Genomic DNA, 14,822 nt, shown 5'->3' with positions numbered 1-14,822 from the left:
CAAGCGCCATGCCCCCGATCAATGCCGCGATGCGTTGTGCCAATTTCGAAGAGCGACGTGAACAGGCCATGGCGCTGTTTGCCGAAAAAGGTTTTGGCCAGGTCAGCATGCGCGAATTGGCCGCGCATGTCGGGCTGACGGCAGGCTCGCTGTACCACCATTTTCCCAGCAAGCAGGACCTGCTGTTCGACTTGATCGAGGAACTGTACGAGGAGTTGCAGGCCCTGCTGGACCAGGGGCGGCGGGCCATGGCCCGCGGCGCTTCAGCCTTGAACTGCCTGATCACGGCGCATTGGCAGTTGCATGCCGAACGGCCGCTGCAGTTTCGTTTGGCTGAGCGTGACTTCTGTTGCCTGAGCGAGGCCCAGCAGGCGCGCCTGAGGCAATTGCGCGGGCGTTATGAGGCCGGGCTGTTGCGGCTGATCGCGCCGCAGGCGAAGCTGCAGGGGCAAGCCTTCGTGGCCACGGCGCAGGTGGTTGCAACGCTGCTGAACCAATTGCCCGAGGCGCTGCAGGCAGTGCCTGAAGCGCAAGCGCTGGGGCTGATGGAGAGCATGTTGCTGGGCGGGCTGGAGCGGACCTTGCGTTGATCAGCACCGGCCCTGCACCGCGCAACGGCGACAGGGCCTTGATGGGTATCAGCGCAGCAATGCCTGGATCTGCTCGTGTAAGGTATCCAGGTCGAACGGCTTGGCCAGGATCGGTGCCTTGCGGGTGATCGGGCTACCGGACTCTAGGATCTCGGCGGGGTAGCCGCTGATGAAGATCACTTTCAGGTCGGGCCGCAGCTTCACCGCCGGCTCGGCAATTTCCACCCCGGAGATCCCACCCGGCAGGCGGAAGTCGGTCACCATCAGGTCCAGGTGCGGCTTGCTGGCCAGAATGGCGAACGCCTGTTCACCGTCCTCGGCGACCAGCACGTGGTAACCCTCGCCCGCCAGGTAGTCCCGCAGAATCATGCGTATCGCTGGTTCGTCCTCGACCACCAGCACTACGTCTTGTGCATCTTCACTCATGTTAACGCCTTGAAAATTCTTCCAGTTGGCCATCAGACCCCAGGGTTATGCAGAGGTTGCCCACGCCTGGTCGTTTTGTTGTTCCACTGCAGCCAGGGGCAGTTGCAGGGTGAAGGTCGCACCTTTGCCCACCTCGCTTTGCACCACAATCCGCCCGCCGTGGGCTTGCACGATCTGATCGGATATATACAGGCCCAAGCCCAGGCCACCCGTAGCCTGCTGCGTTGCGACGCGCTCGAACTGCTGAAAGATACGTTGCTGGTTGGCCATGTCGATACCAATGCCATGGTCCTGCACTTGCACGCACGCCAGGCCGTCCTGCTCGTACAGCGCTACATGCACCGGTTTGCGGTCACCATAACGCAAGGCGTTGGACAACAGGTTGGCCAGTACTTGTTCAATCCGAAATTCGTCCCACTCCCCCTGCAGTGGCTGGCAATGCTGCAACTCGATGAACGTATCCAGTGCCGTGGCCTGGGCGGTGAAATTCTCTACCAACCGCCGCACCAGCTCACTCAGGTCGAACGGTTTGGGCCGCAGCGACAGCTTGCCGGTACGAATGCGCGAAACATCGAGCATGTCTTCGATCAGGCGGATCAGGCTGTTGATCTGCCGCTCGTCGCGCTCGACCATGGCCTGAAGCTTGTCGGCGCTGAACGCCGCCAGGTTGCCCCGCGCCAGGTGCAGCTTGCGCAGTTGGGTTTCCAGGATCAGCCCGTTGAGCGGCGTACGCACCTCGTGGGACACGATCGACATGAAGTCATCGCGCATGCGCACGGCATGCTCCAGCTCACTGCGCGCCGCCTGCAGCTGGCCCAGCAGCACTTCCTGCTCCTGGCGGCTACGCTCCAGCGCCTGCAACTGGCGGTCAAGCACCTTGCGCTGGCGGTAAAGGTCGACGAACACCGACACCTTGCTCTTCACTGCCGCGGTATCCAGCGGTTTGTGCAGGAAGTCCACGGCGCCACTTTCGTAGCCCTTGAAGGCGTAGTTCATTTCACGCCCGGCTGCGGTGACGAATACGATGGGGATGTGGCGGGTTTTTTCGGTACCGCGCATCAGCTCGGCCAGCTCGAAGCCGTTCATGCCCGGCATCTGCACATCGAGAATGGCCAGCGCGAACTCGTGTTCGAGCAACAGCGACAAGGCGGCTTCGGCAGACTGGGCCTGGTGCACCTCACGGTCCTCGCCCTGTATCAGGGCATCGAGGGCCAAGAGGTTTTCTGGCAGGTCGTCGACGATCAGCAGTTTGGCGATAGTGTTGCTTAGCATGCGCTGGATTCCAGGGCGGCGAGCAACTGCTCGATCCCACTCAAGGTAAGAATATGGTCGGGCTGATGGAGGGCCAGGGCGGCCTCGGGCATCAGCGCCACCTGTGCGTCGCGAGGGTCCTGGACAATGGTCCGGCCGCCGCTGTTCTTGATGTAAGCCAGCCCTTGGGCACCGTCTTCATTGGCACCGGTGAGCAGCACGCCAAGCAGGCCGGCACCGTAGGCATCGGCCGCGGAATAGAACAGGTAGTCGATGGCAGGCCGGGAAAAATGCACCGGTGGCTCCTGGCTCAACGACAGGGTGAAGTCGCGTTCTACCGATAGATGATAGCCAGGCCCGGCCACGTAGATCTGGCCAGGGCGCAGCGGTTGCTTGTCACGTGCCTCACACACGGGGAGAAGCAGACGGCGTTGCAGTACCTCGGCCAGTCGGCTGTGGCGGTCATCCGGCAGGTGCAACACACACACTATCGGAATGGCGAACCCCGACGGCAACCCGCCCAGCACGGTGAACAGCGCGGACACCCCGCCGGCCGACGCGCCGATCACCACCGCTTGTACGCCCTTCATGATTTGCGGAAGATCCGTTCAGGCTTGACCAGCGGCTCGAAACGGTCGCTGTAAGCGGAAAAATCGACCGACTCCTTGCTGCCCAGCACCAGGAAACCGCGATGGCACAGTGATTCATGGAACAGCCCCAGGGCGCGGTCCTGCAGCTCCTTGTTGAAATAGATCAGCACATTGCGGCAAGACACCAACTGCGTCTCGGAGAACACGCTGTCGGTGGCCAGGCTATGGTCGGCGAAGGTCACGTTTTCACGCAGGGTGCTGTCCATGATCGCGTTGCCATAGGCTGCCGTGTAGTACTCGGCGAAATCCCGGCGGCCACCGGCGATGCGGTAGTTCTCGGCGTAGTCGAGCATGTTCTGCATCGAGTAGATGCCCTGCTTGGCTTTATCCAGCGAGTGCGGGTTGATGTCGGTGGCGTAGATGATGGTGCGCTCGAGCAGGCCTTCTTCGCGCAGCAGGATGGCCATCGAATACACCTCCTCGCCCGTACTGCACCCGGCGATCCACACCTTGATCGATGGCCAGGTGCGCAGCAGCGGCACCACCTCGTTGCGCAGCGCCAGGAAATGGCCCGGGTCACGGAACATCTCGCTGACCGGTATCGTCAGGTACTGCAGCAACTGCATGAACATGCCAGGGTCGTGCAGCACGCGCTCTTGCAAGGCCGATACCGTCTGGCAACCGAACTGGCGCAGCGCATGCAGGATCCGGCGCTTGATCGAAGCGCCGGAATAATTGCGGAAATCATAGCTGTACTTGAGGTAGATGGCCTCGATCAGCAAGCGGATCTCGATGTCGGTGTTACGTTCGCTAGTCAAATTCGCTCCAGTTGCGGCAGCCATACGCGGATCAGCGAGAACAGGCGGTCCAGGTCGATCGGTTTGGCCAGGTAATCGTTGGCACCGGCCTGCAGGCAACGGTGCTGGTCATCTTTCATGGCCTTGGCAGTCACCGCAATGATCGGCAGCTTGCGCCAGCGCGGTTGCTGGCGGATCAGCCGGGTGGCTTCGAAGCCATCCATCTCCGGCATCATCACATCCATCAGTACCAGGTCGATGTCGTCATGCTGCTCCAGGCGCTCGATCGCCTCGCGGCCGTTACGGCCGATCTCGACGATCGCGCCCTTGTGCTCCAGTGCACTGGTCAGGGCGAAGATATTACGCACATCGTCGTCTACCAGCAGCACCTTGCGCCCCTCGAACACTTTGTCGCGGCTGCGCGCCGTTTTCAGCATACGCTGGCGTTCGTTGGACAACTGCGACTCGACCTTGTGCAGGAACAGCGTCACTTCGTCGAGCAGCCGCTCGGGTGAGCGGGCGCCCTTGATGATGATCGAGCGCGAGTACTTGAGCAGGTCGGTTTCTTCTTCGCGGGTCAGGTTGCGGCCGGTATACACGATCACTGGCGGGAAGGCGCGGATATCTTCGGCAGTCATGCGCTTGAGCAGTTCGTTGCCGAGCATGTCTGGCAGCTTGAGGTCGATGATCATGCAGTCGTAGATGTTTTCCCGCAGCAGTGCCAAGGCCTCCTGCGCCATGCCTACGGCGGTGATCTCGACGTCGTCGTCACCGATCAGGCGGGCGATGCTTTCGCGCTGCAGGTCGTCATCTTCCACCAGCAGAATGTGCTTGAGCTTCTGCGTGAGCTTGGCCTCCAGGCGCGCGAATACTTCCTTGAGCTCTTCGCGGCTGGTGGGTTTGACCGCGTAGCCCACTGCCCCCATGTGCATGGCGGCCTCGACACGGTCCTCGACGGAAATGATATGCACCGGAATGTGCCGGGTATCTGCCTGCTCCTTCAGGCGTTGCAGCACGGTCAGGCCGGAATGGTCGGGCAGGCGCATGTCCAGCAGGATCGCATCGGGTATGAACCGGGCTGCCAGCTCGAACCCTTCGTCGGCAGCGTGCGCCACCAGGCAGCTGTAACCCAGTTCGTGGGCCAGGTCGAAGAGAATGCGGGCGAAGTTCGGCTCGTCTTCGATTACCAGGATGCAGCGGTTACTGAAGGGCGCCCGGTCACGGTCGTCGGTGAAGGCCAGCAGCGGCACCTTCGGCGCCTGGGCAGTGGCGAGCTGTGGTACTGGCGGCAGGGTATCGACCGCCGGGCGCAGGCTGAGGGGCTCGACCTCCTGCTCCGGGTTCTCGTAGCGTTCGGGTAATACCAGGCTGAACACACTGCCCTGCCCGGGGCTGCTCTCGACACTGATCTGCCCGCCAAGCAAATGGGCAAGGTCGCGGGAAATCGACAGCCCCAGCCCAGTCCCGCCATACCGGCGGTTGCTGGTGCCATCGACCTGGTGGAACGCACCGAAAATTGCCTGCTGCTGGTCGGCAGCGATGCCAATACCGCTATCGCGCACGGCAAACACGATGCCGCTGTCCGGCTGGTAGCCGATGTTCAGGCTGACCTGGCCGCGCTCGGTGAACTTGATCGCGTTGGACAGCAGGTTCTTGAGGATCTGCTCCAGTCGCTGGCGGTCGGTGAACAGGGTGGCGGGCACCTGAGCCTGGGCGGTGACCTCGAAGGCCAGCCCCTTTTGCCCCGCCAACGGCTCGAACATGTCACGCAGGCCTTCGACCAGGCGCTCCAAGTGGGTGGTTTCAGGTCGCACTTCAAGCTTGCCGGCCTCGACCTTGGCGATATCGAGGATATCGTTGATCAGGTTGAGCAGGTCGTTGCCGGCCGAGTAGATCGACTCGGCGAACTTGACCTGCTCAGCGCTGAGGTTGCCTTCACCGTTCTCGGCCAGCAGCTTGGCCAGAATCAGCGAGCTGTTCAACGGTGTGCGCAGTTCGTGAGACATGTTGGCGAGGAATTCGGACTTGTACTTGCTCGAACGCAGCAACTCATCGGCGCGCGCCTGCAGCTCTTCCTGGGCGTGAATCAGTTCCTCGTTCTTGCGGTCGAGCGCTTCGGTGCGGTCGGACAACTGCTCGTTGGTCTGCTCCAGTTCCGCTTGCTGGGTTTCCAGGTGGGCCTGGGACTCCTTGAGCACGCGGGACTGCTCCTCCAGTTCTTCATTGGCTGTTTTGAGCTCTTCCTGCTGCACCTGCAACTCTTCGTTCAATTGCTGGGTTTCGGCCAGAACTTCCTGCAAGCGCTGCCGGTAACGGGCGCTTTCGATGGACATCCCCAGGTTGCCCTCCACGCGCTGCAGCAGTTCATCGTCCCGCGCCTGCAACGGCCGCAGGAAGCCCAGTTCGAGCACGCCGTTGATCTGCCCGCCGTCGCTGGCCGGCATCAGCAGCGCACTGCGTGGCAAGCCCTTGCCCAGGCCGGAGCTGAGCTGGAAGTAGTCTTGCGGCAGGTCGTCCAGGCGCAGCAGCCGCCCTTCACGCACGGCCTGGGCCAGCAGGCCCTCACCATCACCCAGTACCTGCTCGCGCGCCTGCTGTTCGGCATCCAGACCATAGCAGGCAACGCGTACCAGCCGGCCATGCTCGTCGCGCACGTACAACGCCCCGACCACACTGCCCAGGTAAGAGGCAAAGAACCGCAGAATGTTGTCGCCGAGCATGTTCAGGGTCAGCTGGCCAAGCACTTGTTGAGCCAGCTGGGTCTGGCCGTTGCGCAGCCAGGCCTGGTGCTCCAGGCGCTCGGCAGAACGTTGCTGGGCCTTGAGGTTGTCGTCGTAACTGCTGGACAACGCCAACAGATCGCGGCGCCCCAGGTAGGCCAGCAAGGCGCTGAGGCCAACGATCAGCAGCACGAACGCCGAAATAGAGGTGACGGTGACGGTGCTGACCTTCTCGTTGCGCGCCATGCGCAACTGTTGTTCGGTGGCAATGAGGTCGGCGAATTCCTTGCGAATCTCGTCAGTCAGGCGCTTGCCGCGGCCGTTACCGATCAGCTCCCGGTAGGGGCCGTCATTGCGGCGCAGGGTGATCATGCCGCTGCCGAAGTCATTCCAGGCTTGCTGCAAGGCTATCAGCCGGTCGATACGGTCGACTTGCTGCGGGTTGTCCTCGACCATACCGCGCAGGCCCTGCAAGCTGCTGAGAATGCGCGGCTTGGCCACCTCATAGGGGTCGAGGAAGCGCTCGTCACCCGTCAGCAGGAAGCCGCGCATGCCGGTTTCCATGTCGATCGACAGCTTCACCGCTTCGTTGGCATTGCCAATGACCCGGTCGGTGTGTTCGACCCATTGCATGGCCGAGAGCAGGTAGTTGATCACCGCAACGAAGGCCACGGCCCCCAGCAGGCCCACACCCAGAGGAAGGCCGATATTGCGGCTCAACAACTTGCGGAAGCTGCGCTGGTCCATCGAGGCTGCTTGAATCATGAGAAAACGCCCGAGCAAGAAAATCCATGAGAAAGAGTGGCGGAACAATCGTTATGGTTATGTGCCGCTGCGCCGTGCCGACAAGCGAAGTCTAACCAGCTTTGACGGCTCTGGCAGGGCATTTAGCCAGTATTTGAAAGTGCTGTGCGCCAATCGTTCCATCTGATTGCAAGTATCGGTATCCTCGGGAACTTCTGCTGTCGCCTTGTGCACAGATCATAGACATTCAATTGCACAGGACCCGAACCATGCACCTTTTGGTAGTCGAAGACGACGACATCGTACGTATGCTGGTGGTCGAAGTGCTCGATGAGTTGGGCTACTCGGTGATCGAGGCGGAAGATGCCACCGCGGCGCTCCAGGTGCTGGAAGACCCGAGCAAGCCGTTGGCGCTGATGATGACGGATGTGGGCCTGCCAGACATGCGCGGCGAGGAGCTGGCGGCCAAGGCACGCGAGCTGCGGCCACTGTTGCCGGTACTGTTCGCCAGTGGCTACGCCGAAAACATTGCTGTGCCGGACGACATGCACATGATCGGCAAGCCGTTCAGCATCGACCAGTTGCGCGACAAGGTGACGGCTATTCTCCCCCCCGCCTGAAATCGGCGACGCCCGCTTGACCAGCGCGCAGGTAGCGCAGGGGCCGACAATACGGTGCCCGTTACAGCTCCCTGCGCAACAGGTAGGTGTCCATGATCCACCCTTTGCGCGCCCTTTCCCGCGCACGCACTTCAAGAATCTGCGCCTTCACCGCCTGCAGCGGCCCGGCGATCAGCCGTTCGTCAGCCGTGCCCAGGTAAGCGCCCCAGTAAATCGTCAAGGCCGGGTCATCGACAGCCGCGAACGCGCACTGCCCATCGAGCATCACCACCACATTGTCGATACTCCCCTGCCCCGCCAGACGCCTGCCAGGCAGCACGGTCAGCGGTTCGCCAATGCGGTTGAGCGCAACACGGTGGCGCGCCGCCAGTGCCTGCACGCTGCTGATGCCTGGAATGACCTGCAGGTGCAGCGCACCAACTCGCTCGCAGACCAGGTCGAGGATGCGCAAGGTGCTGTCATAAAGCGTGGGCTCGCCCCACAGCAGAAAGGCGCCGGTTTCGCCGTCGCCCAGTTCCTGTTCGATCAGTTGCGCATACAGCGCTGCACGTTGTACGTGCCAGTCCTGTACCGCCTCTACATACGCGTCGGCCTGCCCATCGCGCAAGGGGTCGGCCACCTGAACCAGCCGATAGCCGCCCTCGGGGCGGTACCGCTGTAGGATGGCCTTGCGCAGCTGCACCAGCTCGTTCTTGACGCTGCCCTTGTCGAGCACGAAGAACACGTGCGCCTGGCGCAACCCGTCGACGGCTTCGTACGTGACCTGGCGTGGGTCACCCGGGCCGATGCCGATCAACAACAGGTGTTTCATTGTGCTGCACTCCGGCGCTGTTCAGCAGCCATTGTCGGGCGCCTGCAGGCCGCTGGCAAAGCCCCCGTTCAGAGCAGCGAGAAGTTGTAGCTGACAATCACCCGCGTTTCGTCCATATCCCGCGCCCAGCGCTCATAGTTGCTGCGGTAGGTGGAATTACGCAAACGCACGCTGACATCCTTGAACGTGCCACTTTGCACCTGGTACTTGAGCTCGCTGTCGCGCTCCCACTCCTTGCCTTCGGCATGGCTGCCTGGCACCTGGATATGGTCACCGTTGATGTACCGGGTGAAGAACGTCAGGCCTGGCACACCCAACGCGTTGAAGTCATAGTCATAGCGCACTTGCCAGGAGCGCTCCTGGGCCGCGGCAAAATCATTGACCTGTGCATAGTTGACCAGGTACGGGTTGCTGCCATCGAGGTAGGGCATGGCGCTGTCGCCATACATGCGCTGCCAGCCGACACTGAGCTTGTGACCACCCAGGCTGTAGCCGAGGATGCCGCTGACGGCGCGGTGGTCGATCGCGCCAGCGCGGGCGTTGCCGATGTCGTCGCTTTTGATCAGCCGCAGGTCGGCGGCAAGGCTACCTACCGGCAGCGGGTGGCTGGCCACCAGGCCGAAATACTGCTGGCGATAGATGTTTTCCAGCCTGGCCACTTGATACTGGGCACCGAAACGCTCGTTGAACCGGTAATCGACCCCGGCGAGGTCGAAGTGGTCGGCTTCGATATCGCAGGCGTAACGCTTGTTCTTGCAGTGCACGCGAATGTTTTGGCGGTCGGTTGAATCCCTTGCGGTGTACCGATCCAGGCGTGCCAAGGTGAACTTCAAGTCCCGGCGTTCCTCGGAGGTCAGCATAGCGCCCTGGAACATCGTCGGCAGCAGGCGGCCATCGTTGTACTTGAGCAGGGGTACATCCGGCATCATCGAACCGTACTTGAGCACCGTGTTGGAAACTTTGACTTTGGCCGCCAGGCCCATCTTTGCATACTGGTTGGCGGAGTGCCGCGGGTTGTGCCCGGAAGCCGGCAGCAAGCCGCTGTTACTGTCGGCGGGGCTGGAGTCCAACTTCACACCAAACATGCCCAGCGCATCCACACCGAAGCCTACCGGGCCTTCGGTGTAACCCGACTGTACATTGAGGATAAAGCCTTGGGCCCACTCTTCTCGCTTGGACGCCCCTTGGCCGGAACTGCTGTGGCCGTCACGGAAATCCCGGTTGAAGTAGACAGTGCGTGCTTCAACCTTGGCACTGCTGTCTTCAAGAAAACCGGCAGCCTGGGCATTGGCACCGGCATATAACAGGAACAGGCCGGCAACACGACGCCCGGGGGCGAGGGGATAGGGGGCAAACATGCAGGGAAACATCCAGATTCAAAACGGGTTGACAACCGGTGGCACAGACTTGCCACGGTGATGGGACATGACCACGCAACAGCCAGCCATACTTTGAAATGATCACGCAATAGCGCTGGCGCGGGCCATTGGACCATGGTCTAAGCGCCTTGCCAGGCAGCTTAGGCGAATCGCGCATGGGCAACTACGAAAGTTCCCCGCTTACTTGCAAAAAGTTAGCGGTTTACCCCGCCCCGATGTGTGACTACACTCGATAGCAACGAACAGTAGAACCCACCTGCGTGGCCGGCGTATTCATGCGTTTCAATGTTCGTCACGCCCCGCCACAGCCGACGTACAGGAGTGATTACAGTGTCCAGACTTGCAGAGTTTCGTGCTGCGGAAAAAGCGCTCCAGGAACAGATGGCACAACTGGAAGCGTTGAAAAAGGATGCCGGTTTAAAACGCGAAATCGAGTTCGAGCAGAAACTTGTCAACCTGATGAAAAGCTACGACAAAAGCCTGCGCGATGTCATAGCCATACTTGACCCCAAAGCCGGGGCGCGCGCCACCAGCCCTGCCCCCAAACAGCACCGCCGCCCGCGGGTAGTGAAGGTTTATACACACCCCGAGACAGGCGAGCGGATCGAGACCAAAGGCGGCAACCACCGGGGCCTCAAAGCCTGGAAAGAGCAGTATGGCGCCGCCGAGGTGGAAAGCTGGGCCCGCTGATGAAACATCAACACGTGCTTCACACTTTTTTCACAAGGGCTGGCTCAGTATCGAGGCAGCTAAAGGACTAGCGACCCCATCACGCGCCCGCACATGCGGGCCTCTAATTCCAGCGCCCTGCATTCGTGCAGGGCGCTTTCATTTGCGCAATCGGCGCACTGACGTATCATGGCCAGCCTGTCTGTTTTGCCGGCGCCCCGTGCCCGGCCCTGCCTCAGGAGTTCCCATGAGCCTGCACGATCTGCAAACCTTGCCTGGTGTCACCGCACAACCTGACGCCGCCACCGCCCAATTCGTCTTCAACCACACCATGCTGCGGGTCAAGGACATCGAAAAGTCGCTGGACTTCTACACCCGTGTGCTGGGCTTTCGCGTAGTAGACAAGCGTGATTTCCCCGAAGCCGCTTTCAGCCTGTACTTCCTGGCCCTGGTCGACCCGGCGCAGATTCCCGCCGACGACGCCGCCCGTCACCAGTGGATGAAGTCGATCCCGGGCGTGCTGGAGCTCACCCACAACCACGGCACCGAAAACGATGCCGATTTCGCCTATCACAATGGCAATACCGACCCGCGCGGCTTTGGTCACATCTGCGTGTCGGTCCCCGATGTACGCGTCGCCTGTGCGCGCTTCGAAGCGCTGGGTGTACCGTTCCAGAAACGCCTGCAGGACGGGCGCATGAACCACCTGGCCTTCATCAAGGACCCGGATGGCTACTGGGTCGAAGTGATTCAGCCGGCCGACCTCGCAGGCTAAGCGTTCGTCGCGGCGCGTTCGTCGGGGGCGGGAACCATCGCCTCCTCGCCGTGGTATATGAAGGTAACTGCTTCCTATGCCACAGCGAGGTAAGAACCATGCAATCCCTTCACTGTGAATACCGCGAGCACACCATTACCGCCAGCGTGATGCCCCATCCGGAATCCCCCCTGCCCTACGCCGCTGGTTGCCTGATCACTGCCCCTGATGGCCATACCAGCAGGCGCCTGTCGATGCCGATGAAGTTTTTCTCTGACCTGAAGAATGCCCAGCGTGTGTCGCTGGCCCACGGTCGAGCGCTGGTGGATCAGCAGCTGGACGCCGGTAAGCAGGTGTTCTGACTGTGCTCTGGCCTGTGGCGGCCTCTTTGCGGCTAAAGCCATTGCTGTACCGCGAAGGGGCCGCTGCTGGTGCAATCAGCTATCGCGAGCGTAGGCCACGGCGGCATCGACTTGCGCTTGCGTCGGCCTCACACCCGTATACAACACGAACTGCTCCAGCGCCTGCAGCGCAATCACCTCAAGCCCGGTAATCACCGGTTTGCCCAGCGCCTGGGCGCGGCGAATCAACGGTGTTTGCGCGGGCATGGCCACCACATCGAACACCCGCTCTGCAGCTGCAATGGCGATGTCCGAAAACGCCAGCGCTTCAGCTTCTGCGCCCCCCGCCATGCCGATCGGCGTCACATTCACCAGCATCGGCGGGCAGATATCGCCGAGTTCTGGCAGCCAGCGGTAGCCGCACATATCCGCCAGCTGCTGCCCCGCCTGTGCATTACGCGCGACGATGGTGCCTTCGGCAAAGCCGGCATCGCGCAGGGCGCTGGCCACGGCCTTGGCCATACCGCCGCTGCCGCGCAGGGCGAAAGCGGTTGCCGGGTCGACCTGGTGCCGGGTCAACAACTGGCGTACGGCCAGATAGTCGGTGTTGTAGGCTTTGAGGCGACCGTTGGTGTTCACCAGGGTGTTGACCGATTCGATGGCCGCCGCCGACGGGTCGATCTCGTCTACCAGCGCCATGCACGCTTCCTTGTAAGGCATCGACACCCCACAACCGCGTATACCCAAGGCCCGAATTCCCGCTACTGCGGCCGGCAGGTCGTCGGTGCGCATGGCCTTGTAGTAAAAGTCCAGGCCCAACTGCTGGTACAAGTGGTTGTGAAAGCGCACGCCGAATGTACCGGGGCGGCCTGCCAGGGAAATGCACAGCACGGTATCCCTGCCGGGAGTTGTCGACATAGCCTGCTCCTGAGTCATGACTGAAACGTTTGTGCAGCGTACCAGAGGCAACCGCTGGTCGTCCCTTACACAACCTTTACCATTGCCCTGTGCGCAATTGACAAATACCGGAGTCATATTAGCGACACCCCACTTGGGGGGTTTACTCGCGAGGTTGATATGAACCGTCTCATTCCCGGAATCGCCCTGCTGGTCGGCGCTTTGGCCATCAGCGGGCCTGCAGCTGCCCACGGTGGTTACGGCCATGGCGGCGGTTGGTATGGACCGGGCCCGCTACTGGGCGCTGCCGTGGTTGGCGCGGTGGTTGGCGCGACGGTGTCTGGCGGGCACGACCGTACGGTGTATGTGGAACGCCAGCCGGTGTACTACCCGCCGCAACCGGTGTACGTGCAACCGCCACCACAGCCCGTCTATTACCAGCCTTACTATGCGCCGGCTCCGCCACCGCCAGGCTACCGGGCCTACTACGGCCCGCCACGGGTGTATTACGGCCCGCCACGCTGGTAAGGGTTGATAGAAGTAATGACCACTATCGACAACGTTGATTTCAAACCCTGGTAGCTGCTGGGTATGGTAGGCCCATGTTTCACAGGAGGTCCCCATGGCCACTATCCAGATCATGTCCGTTGTCGGCAGCGCTGTTCCGGTTTCACTGCGTGAACAAGGCCTGTTGGCCTGCTGGTACCTGGTGCGCAACGGCGAGGCTGTGAGTGGGCCGGTGCCGACCCTCGCCCAAGCCCGCGCATTGGCTGAACTGTTGCAACCAGGCACTTTGGCCGCCTGACCCGAATTTGTTGTGCGTTGCTCCCTACGCCCTTGTGCCCGCCGAAATGGCGGGCTTTTTTTTGTCTGTTCCTGGTGGGTGCGGGTCGTCGGTCGTTTCACGCCTTTGCCTGGCCAGTTGACTGGTCAGGGCCACGACCCTGCCTTGCAAGCGACCGACGGTGATCACCAGTTCGTTACGCTCCTTGGCGAACTGGTCTGCCTTGGCCTCCGCCTCACGGCGGGCATCGCGCTCGCTATCGAGCAGTTCGGTCAGGCGGCGAATGACCGCAATGTCTGCATTGTCCAGCGCGCGGTCTGCCGCATCTCTGGACAGCCATTTGCGCAGCCATAGAAAGGCCCCGAGCAACATGGTGCCTGTACCACCCAGCCACGTGAGGGTGCCTGGGCCGAGGTCGGTGGGATCCATGTAAACCTCTTTACTGACGTGATGGGCAGTCCACGCATTACAGCGCTGTGGCTTTTATTATTTGCAGACTTAATTTAGCCTAGAGGTAAATTGACCTCAAGGAAAATTTAGCTATGCGCGCATTTAGCAGTCAGCTAAACACTGGCATGCTTCGCCTTATGGACATCTACGAAATCCGCAAGCAAAACCTGGTCAAGCTGATAGCCGACCAGAAAAAAGGCGCCTGCGCCGAGCGCTGGGGCATGGCACCTGCGCACCTGAGCCAGATTCTCTCGGACAAGACCGCCAAGAACCTGGGCGACGACGTGGCGCGGCGGATCGAGGGTATCGAAGGCTTGCCACGCGGCTGGTTCGACGCGCTGGCGCCCGGCGATCACCCGCAGGCCGCGGGCGGGCCTGCCGACGGCGCGCTGAGCGCGGCCGATCTGGTTAGGCAGATGCTGGCAAGAAGTGGCAAAGGCATACCTGAAGAAACCCGCCAGAGGCTGCTGGCCGCGGCTGCAGAGCCCGCGCAAGCCGTATTGCTGCAGGCCGACCAAGGCCGGCCCGGCCTAGTGGGTGATGAGGTATGGATTGCCCACTATGATGTGCGCGCAGCCATGGGCGGCGGCCAGATCCCCCATGACTACCCGGAAATGTTCAAGGATGTGCGGGTCAGCCCCAGCCACCTGCGTGAACTGGGTGTGGAATTCAGCGAGCATCACCACCTGAAGATGGTCACTGGCTGGGGCCAGTCGATGGAGCCCACCATCAAGCACCGTGACCCACTGATCGTCGATGTGAGCATCCGTGAGTTCGTGGGCGACGGGATCTACTTTTTCGCGTGGGGTGACCATATCTATATCAAGCGTCTGCAGATTGCCGATGACGATCATTTCGAGATGATTTCCGACAACTCACGGCACAAGGACCGCCTGATTCGCCGCGAAGAAACCTATATCCAGGCCAGGGTTCTGCTGGTGTGGAATGCCCACCTCGTGTAAGGCGCAACCTGCCCCGGCAGCGACCTGGCGCAGGGGT

The 14,822-nt window shown here is 61.5% G+C and carries 18 protein-coding genes; 9 read left to right on the top strand and 9 right to left on the bottom strand.

Annotated features, from left to right (window positions below; translation table 11 throughout):
- Nucleotides 1–8: 8 nt before the first annotated feature.
- Complete coding sequence (locus ACF8SD_RS21125) at nt 9–590, top strand: TetR/AcrR family transcriptional regulator (RefSeq protein ID WP_173888602.1); 582 nt, start codon at nt 9–11, stop codon at nt 588–590.
- A gap of 48 nt (nt 591–638) precedes the next feature.
- Here ACF8SD_RS21125 and ACF8SD_RS21120 read toward each other — a convergent pair whose 3' ends face one another.
- From ACF8SD_RS21120 to ACF8SD_RS21100, 5 genes are read right to left on the bottom strand one after another with little or no spacing between them, the layout of a single operon-like run.
- Nucleotides 639–1,016 (bottom strand): response regulator, encoded by a 378-nt coding sequence (locus ACF8SD_RS21120; RefSeq protein WP_009686481.1) that lies wholly within the window; start codon nt 1,014–1,016, stop codon nt 639–641.
- A gap of 45 nt (nt 1,017–1,061) precedes the next feature.
- Nucleotides 1,062–2,288, bottom strand: coding sequence for an ATP-binding protein (locus ACF8SD_RS21115; protein ID WP_392484465.1), 1,227 nt, complete (start codon nt 2,286–2,288; stop codon nt 1,062–1,064).
- Nucleotides 2,282–2,857: a chemotaxis protein CheB gene (locus tag ACF8SD_RS21110; protein WP_392484464.1), complete on the bottom strand. Its 576-nt coding sequence runs from the start codon at nt 2,855–2,857 to the stop codon at nt 2,282–2,284. The genes ACF8SD_RS21115 and ACF8SD_RS21110 overlap by 7 nt, the downstream gene beginning before the upstream one ends.
- Nucleotides 2,854–3,675, bottom strand: a complete 822-nt coding sequence (locus ACF8SD_RS21105; protein WP_173888596.1) for a protein-glutamate O-methyltransferase CheR — start codon at nt 3,673–3,675, stop codon at nt 2,854–2,856. The genes ACF8SD_RS21110 and ACF8SD_RS21105 overlap by 4 nt, the downstream gene beginning before the upstream one ends.
- Nucleotides 3,672–7,139 (bottom strand): response regulator, encoded by a 3,468-nt coding sequence (locus ACF8SD_RS21100; protein WP_173888594.1) that lies wholly within the window; start codon nt 7,137–7,139, stop codon nt 3,672–3,674. The genes ACF8SD_RS21105 and ACF8SD_RS21100 overlap by 4 nt, the downstream gene beginning before the upstream one ends.
- Between ACF8SD_RS21100 and ACF8SD_RS21095 the strand changes: the two genes are divergently transcribed.
- Nucleotides 7,138–7,305 (top strand): hypothetical protein, encoded by a 168-nt coding sequence (locus ACF8SD_RS21095; protein ID WP_156326363.1) that lies wholly within the window; start codon nt 7,138–7,140, stop codon nt 7,303–7,305. The two genes, ACF8SD_RS21100 and ACF8SD_RS21095, sit on opposite strands and share 2 nt — an antisense overlap.
- 82 nt (nt 7,306–7,387) lie before the next feature.
- Nucleotides 7,388–7,738 (top strand): response regulator, encoded by a 351-nt coding sequence (locus ACF8SD_RS21090; RefSeq protein ID WP_392484463.1) that lies wholly within the window; start codon nt 7,388–7,390, stop codon nt 7,736–7,738.
- Nucleotides 7,739–7,799: 61 nt separating this feature from the next.
- Here the strand turns inward: ACF8SD_RS21090 and cobF are convergent, their stop codons facing one another.
- Together cobF and ACF8SD_RS21080 are read right to left on the bottom strand one after the other, a co-directional pair.
- On the bottom strand, nt 7,800–8,549 hold the full coding sequence (gene cobF, locus ACF8SD_RS21085; RefSeq protein ID WP_392484462.1) for a precorrin-6A synthase (deacetylating): 750 nt from the start codon (nt 8,547–8,549) through the stop codon (nt 7,800–7,802).
- A gap of 68 nt (nt 8,550–8,617) precedes the next feature.
- On the bottom strand, nt 8,618–9,907 hold the full coding sequence (locus ACF8SD_RS21080; protein WP_392484461.1) for an OprD family porin: 1,290 nt from the start codon (nt 9,905–9,907) through the stop codon (nt 8,618–8,620).
- 351 nt (nt 9,908–10,258) lie between these two features.
- Between ACF8SD_RS21080 and ACF8SD_RS21075 the strand changes: the two genes are divergently transcribed.
- The 3 genes from ACF8SD_RS21075 (at nt 10,259) to ACF8SD_RS21065 (ending at nt 11,713) form a co-directional block, all read left to right on the top strand.
- Complete coding sequence (locus ACF8SD_RS21075) at nt 10,259–10,618, top strand: histone-like nucleoid-structuring protein, MvaT/MvaU family (RefSeq protein ID WP_054905064.1); 360 nt, start codon at nt 10,259–10,261, stop codon at nt 10,616–10,618.
- Between the two features lie 226 nt (nt 10,619–10,844).
- Nucleotides 10,845–11,372, top strand: a complete 528-nt coding sequence (gloA, locus tag ACF8SD_RS21070; protein ID WP_173888586.1) for a lactoylglutathione lyase — start codon at nt 10,845–10,847, stop codon at nt 11,370–11,372.
- A 98-nt stretch (nt 11,373–11,470) separates the two neighbouring features.
- Nucleotides 11,471–11,713 carry a hypothetical protein gene (locus tag ACF8SD_RS21065; protein WP_173888585.1) on the top strand — a complete coding sequence of 81 codons (243 nt, stop codon included), beginning with the start codon at nt 11,471–11,473 and terminating at the stop codon, nt 11,711–11,713.
- 75 nt (nt 11,714–11,788) lie between these two features.
- On the opposite strand, the gene ACF8SD_RS21060 is transcribed toward ACF8SD_RS21065, so the two are convergent.
- Nucleotides 11,789–12,610: a shikimate 5-dehydrogenase gene (locus ACF8SD_RS21060; protein ID WP_392484460.1), complete on the bottom strand. Its 822-nt coding sequence runs from the start codon at nt 12,608–12,610 to the stop codon at nt 11,789–11,791.
- Nucleotides 12,611–12,769: 159 nt separating this feature from the next.
- Here ACF8SD_RS21060 and ACF8SD_RS21055 point away from each other — a divergent pair, with 159 nt between their 5' ends.
- On the top strand, nt 12,770–13,117 hold the full coding sequence (locus ACF8SD_RS21055) for a hypothetical protein (RefSeq protein WP_009686467.1): 348 nt from the start codon (nt 12,770–12,772) through the stop codon (nt 13,115–13,117).
- Nucleotides 13,118–13,211: 94 nt separating this feature from the next.
- Complete coding sequence (locus ACF8SD_RS21050; RefSeq protein ID WP_054905061.1) at nt 13,212–13,394, top strand: hypothetical protein; 183 nt, start codon at nt 13,212–13,214, stop codon at nt 13,392–13,394.
- Nucleotides 13,395–13,418: 24 nt separating this feature from the next.
- On the opposite strand, the gene ACF8SD_RS21045 is transcribed toward ACF8SD_RS21050, so the two are convergent.
- The gene (locus tag ACF8SD_RS21045) at nt 13,419–13,802 is read right to left on the bottom strand and encodes a chemotaxis protein (RefSeq protein WP_173888581.1); all 384 of its coding nucleotides are present in this window, start codon (nt 13,800–13,802) and stop codon (nt 13,419–13,421) included.
- 158 nt (nt 13,803–13,960) lie between these two features.
- Here ACF8SD_RS21045 and ACF8SD_RS21040 point away from each other — a divergent pair, with 158 nt between their 5' ends.
- Complete coding sequence (locus ACF8SD_RS21040; protein ID WP_173888579.1) at nt 13,961–14,785, top strand: S24 family peptidase; 825 nt, start codon at nt 13,961–13,963, stop codon at nt 14,783–14,785.
- Nucleotides 14,786–14,822: the final 37 nt, after the last annotated feature.

This window comes from Pseudomonas sp. CJQ_9 (genome assembly GCF_043106615.1).
GTDB classification, from domain to species: domain Bacteria; phylum Pseudomonadota; class Gammaproteobacteria; order Pseudomonadales; family Pseudomonadaceae; genus Aquipseudomonas; species Aquipseudomonas juntendi.
Note: the sequence above shows the minus strand (reverse complement) of the source record. Positions and strands in the feature narration are given on the sequence as shown.

Coding starts and splice junctions, on each gene's coding strand:
- ACF8SD_RS21050 (WP_054905061.1), top strand. CDS start 13,212: ATGGCCACTATCCAGATCATGTCCGTTGTCGGCAGCGCTGTTCCGGTT.
- cobF (WP_392484462.1), bottom strand. CDS start 8,549: ATGAAACACCTGTTGTTGATCGGCATCGGCCCGGGTGACCCACGCCAG.
- ACF8SD_RS21055 (WP_009686467.1), top strand. CDS start 12,770: ATGAACCGTCTCATTCCCGGAATCGCCCTGCTGGTCGGCGCTTTGGCC.
- ACF8SD_RS21125 (WP_173888602.1), top strand. CDS start 9: ATGCCCCCGATCAATGCCGCGATGCGTTGTGCCAATTTCGAAGAGCGA.
- ACF8SD_RS21100 (WP_173888594.1), bottom strand. CDS start 7,139: ATGATTCAAGCAGCCTCGATGGACCAGCGCAGCTTCCGCAAGTTGTTG.
- ACF8SD_RS21045 (WP_173888581.1), bottom strand. CDS start 13,802: ATGGATCCCACCGACCTCGGCCCAGGCACCCTCACGTGGCTGGGTGGT.
- ACF8SD_RS21090 (WP_392484463.1), top strand. CDS start 7,388: ATGCACCTTTTGGTAGTCGAAGACGACGACATCGTACGTATGCTGGTG.
- gloA (WP_173888586.1), top strand. CDS start 10,845: ATGAGCCTGCACGATCTGCAAACCTTGCCTGGTGTCACCGCACAACCT.
- ACF8SD_RS21095 (WP_156326363.1), top strand. CDS start 7,138: ATGAGAAAACGCCCGAGCAAGAAAATCCATGAGAAAGAGTGGCGGAAC.
- ACF8SD_RS21060 (WP_392484460.1), bottom strand. CDS start 12,610: ATGTCGACAACTCCCGGCAGGGATACCGTGCTGTGCATTTCCCTGGCA.
- ACF8SD_RS21110 (WP_392484464.1), bottom strand. CDS start 2,857: ATGAAGGGCGTACAAGCGGTGGTGATCGGCGCGTCGGCCGGCGGGGTG.
- ACF8SD_RS21115 (WP_392484465.1), bottom strand. CDS start 2,288: ATGCTAAGCAACACTATCGCCAAACTGCTGATCGTCGACGACCTGCCA.
- ACF8SD_RS21065 (WP_173888585.1), top strand. CDS start 11,471: ATGCAATCCCTTCACTGTGAATACCGCGAGCACACCATTACCGCCAGC.
- ACF8SD_RS21120 (WP_009686481.1), bottom strand. CDS start 1,016: ATGAGTGAAGATGCACAAGACGTAGTGCTGGTGGTCGAGGACGAACCA.
- ACF8SD_RS21080 (WP_392484461.1), bottom strand. CDS start 9,907: ATGTTTGCCCCCTATCCCCTCGCCCCCGGGCGTCGTGTTGCCGGCCTG.
- ACF8SD_RS21040 (WP_173888579.1), top strand. CDS start 13,961: ATGGACATCTACGAAATCCGCAAGCAAAACCTGGTCAAGCTGATAGCC.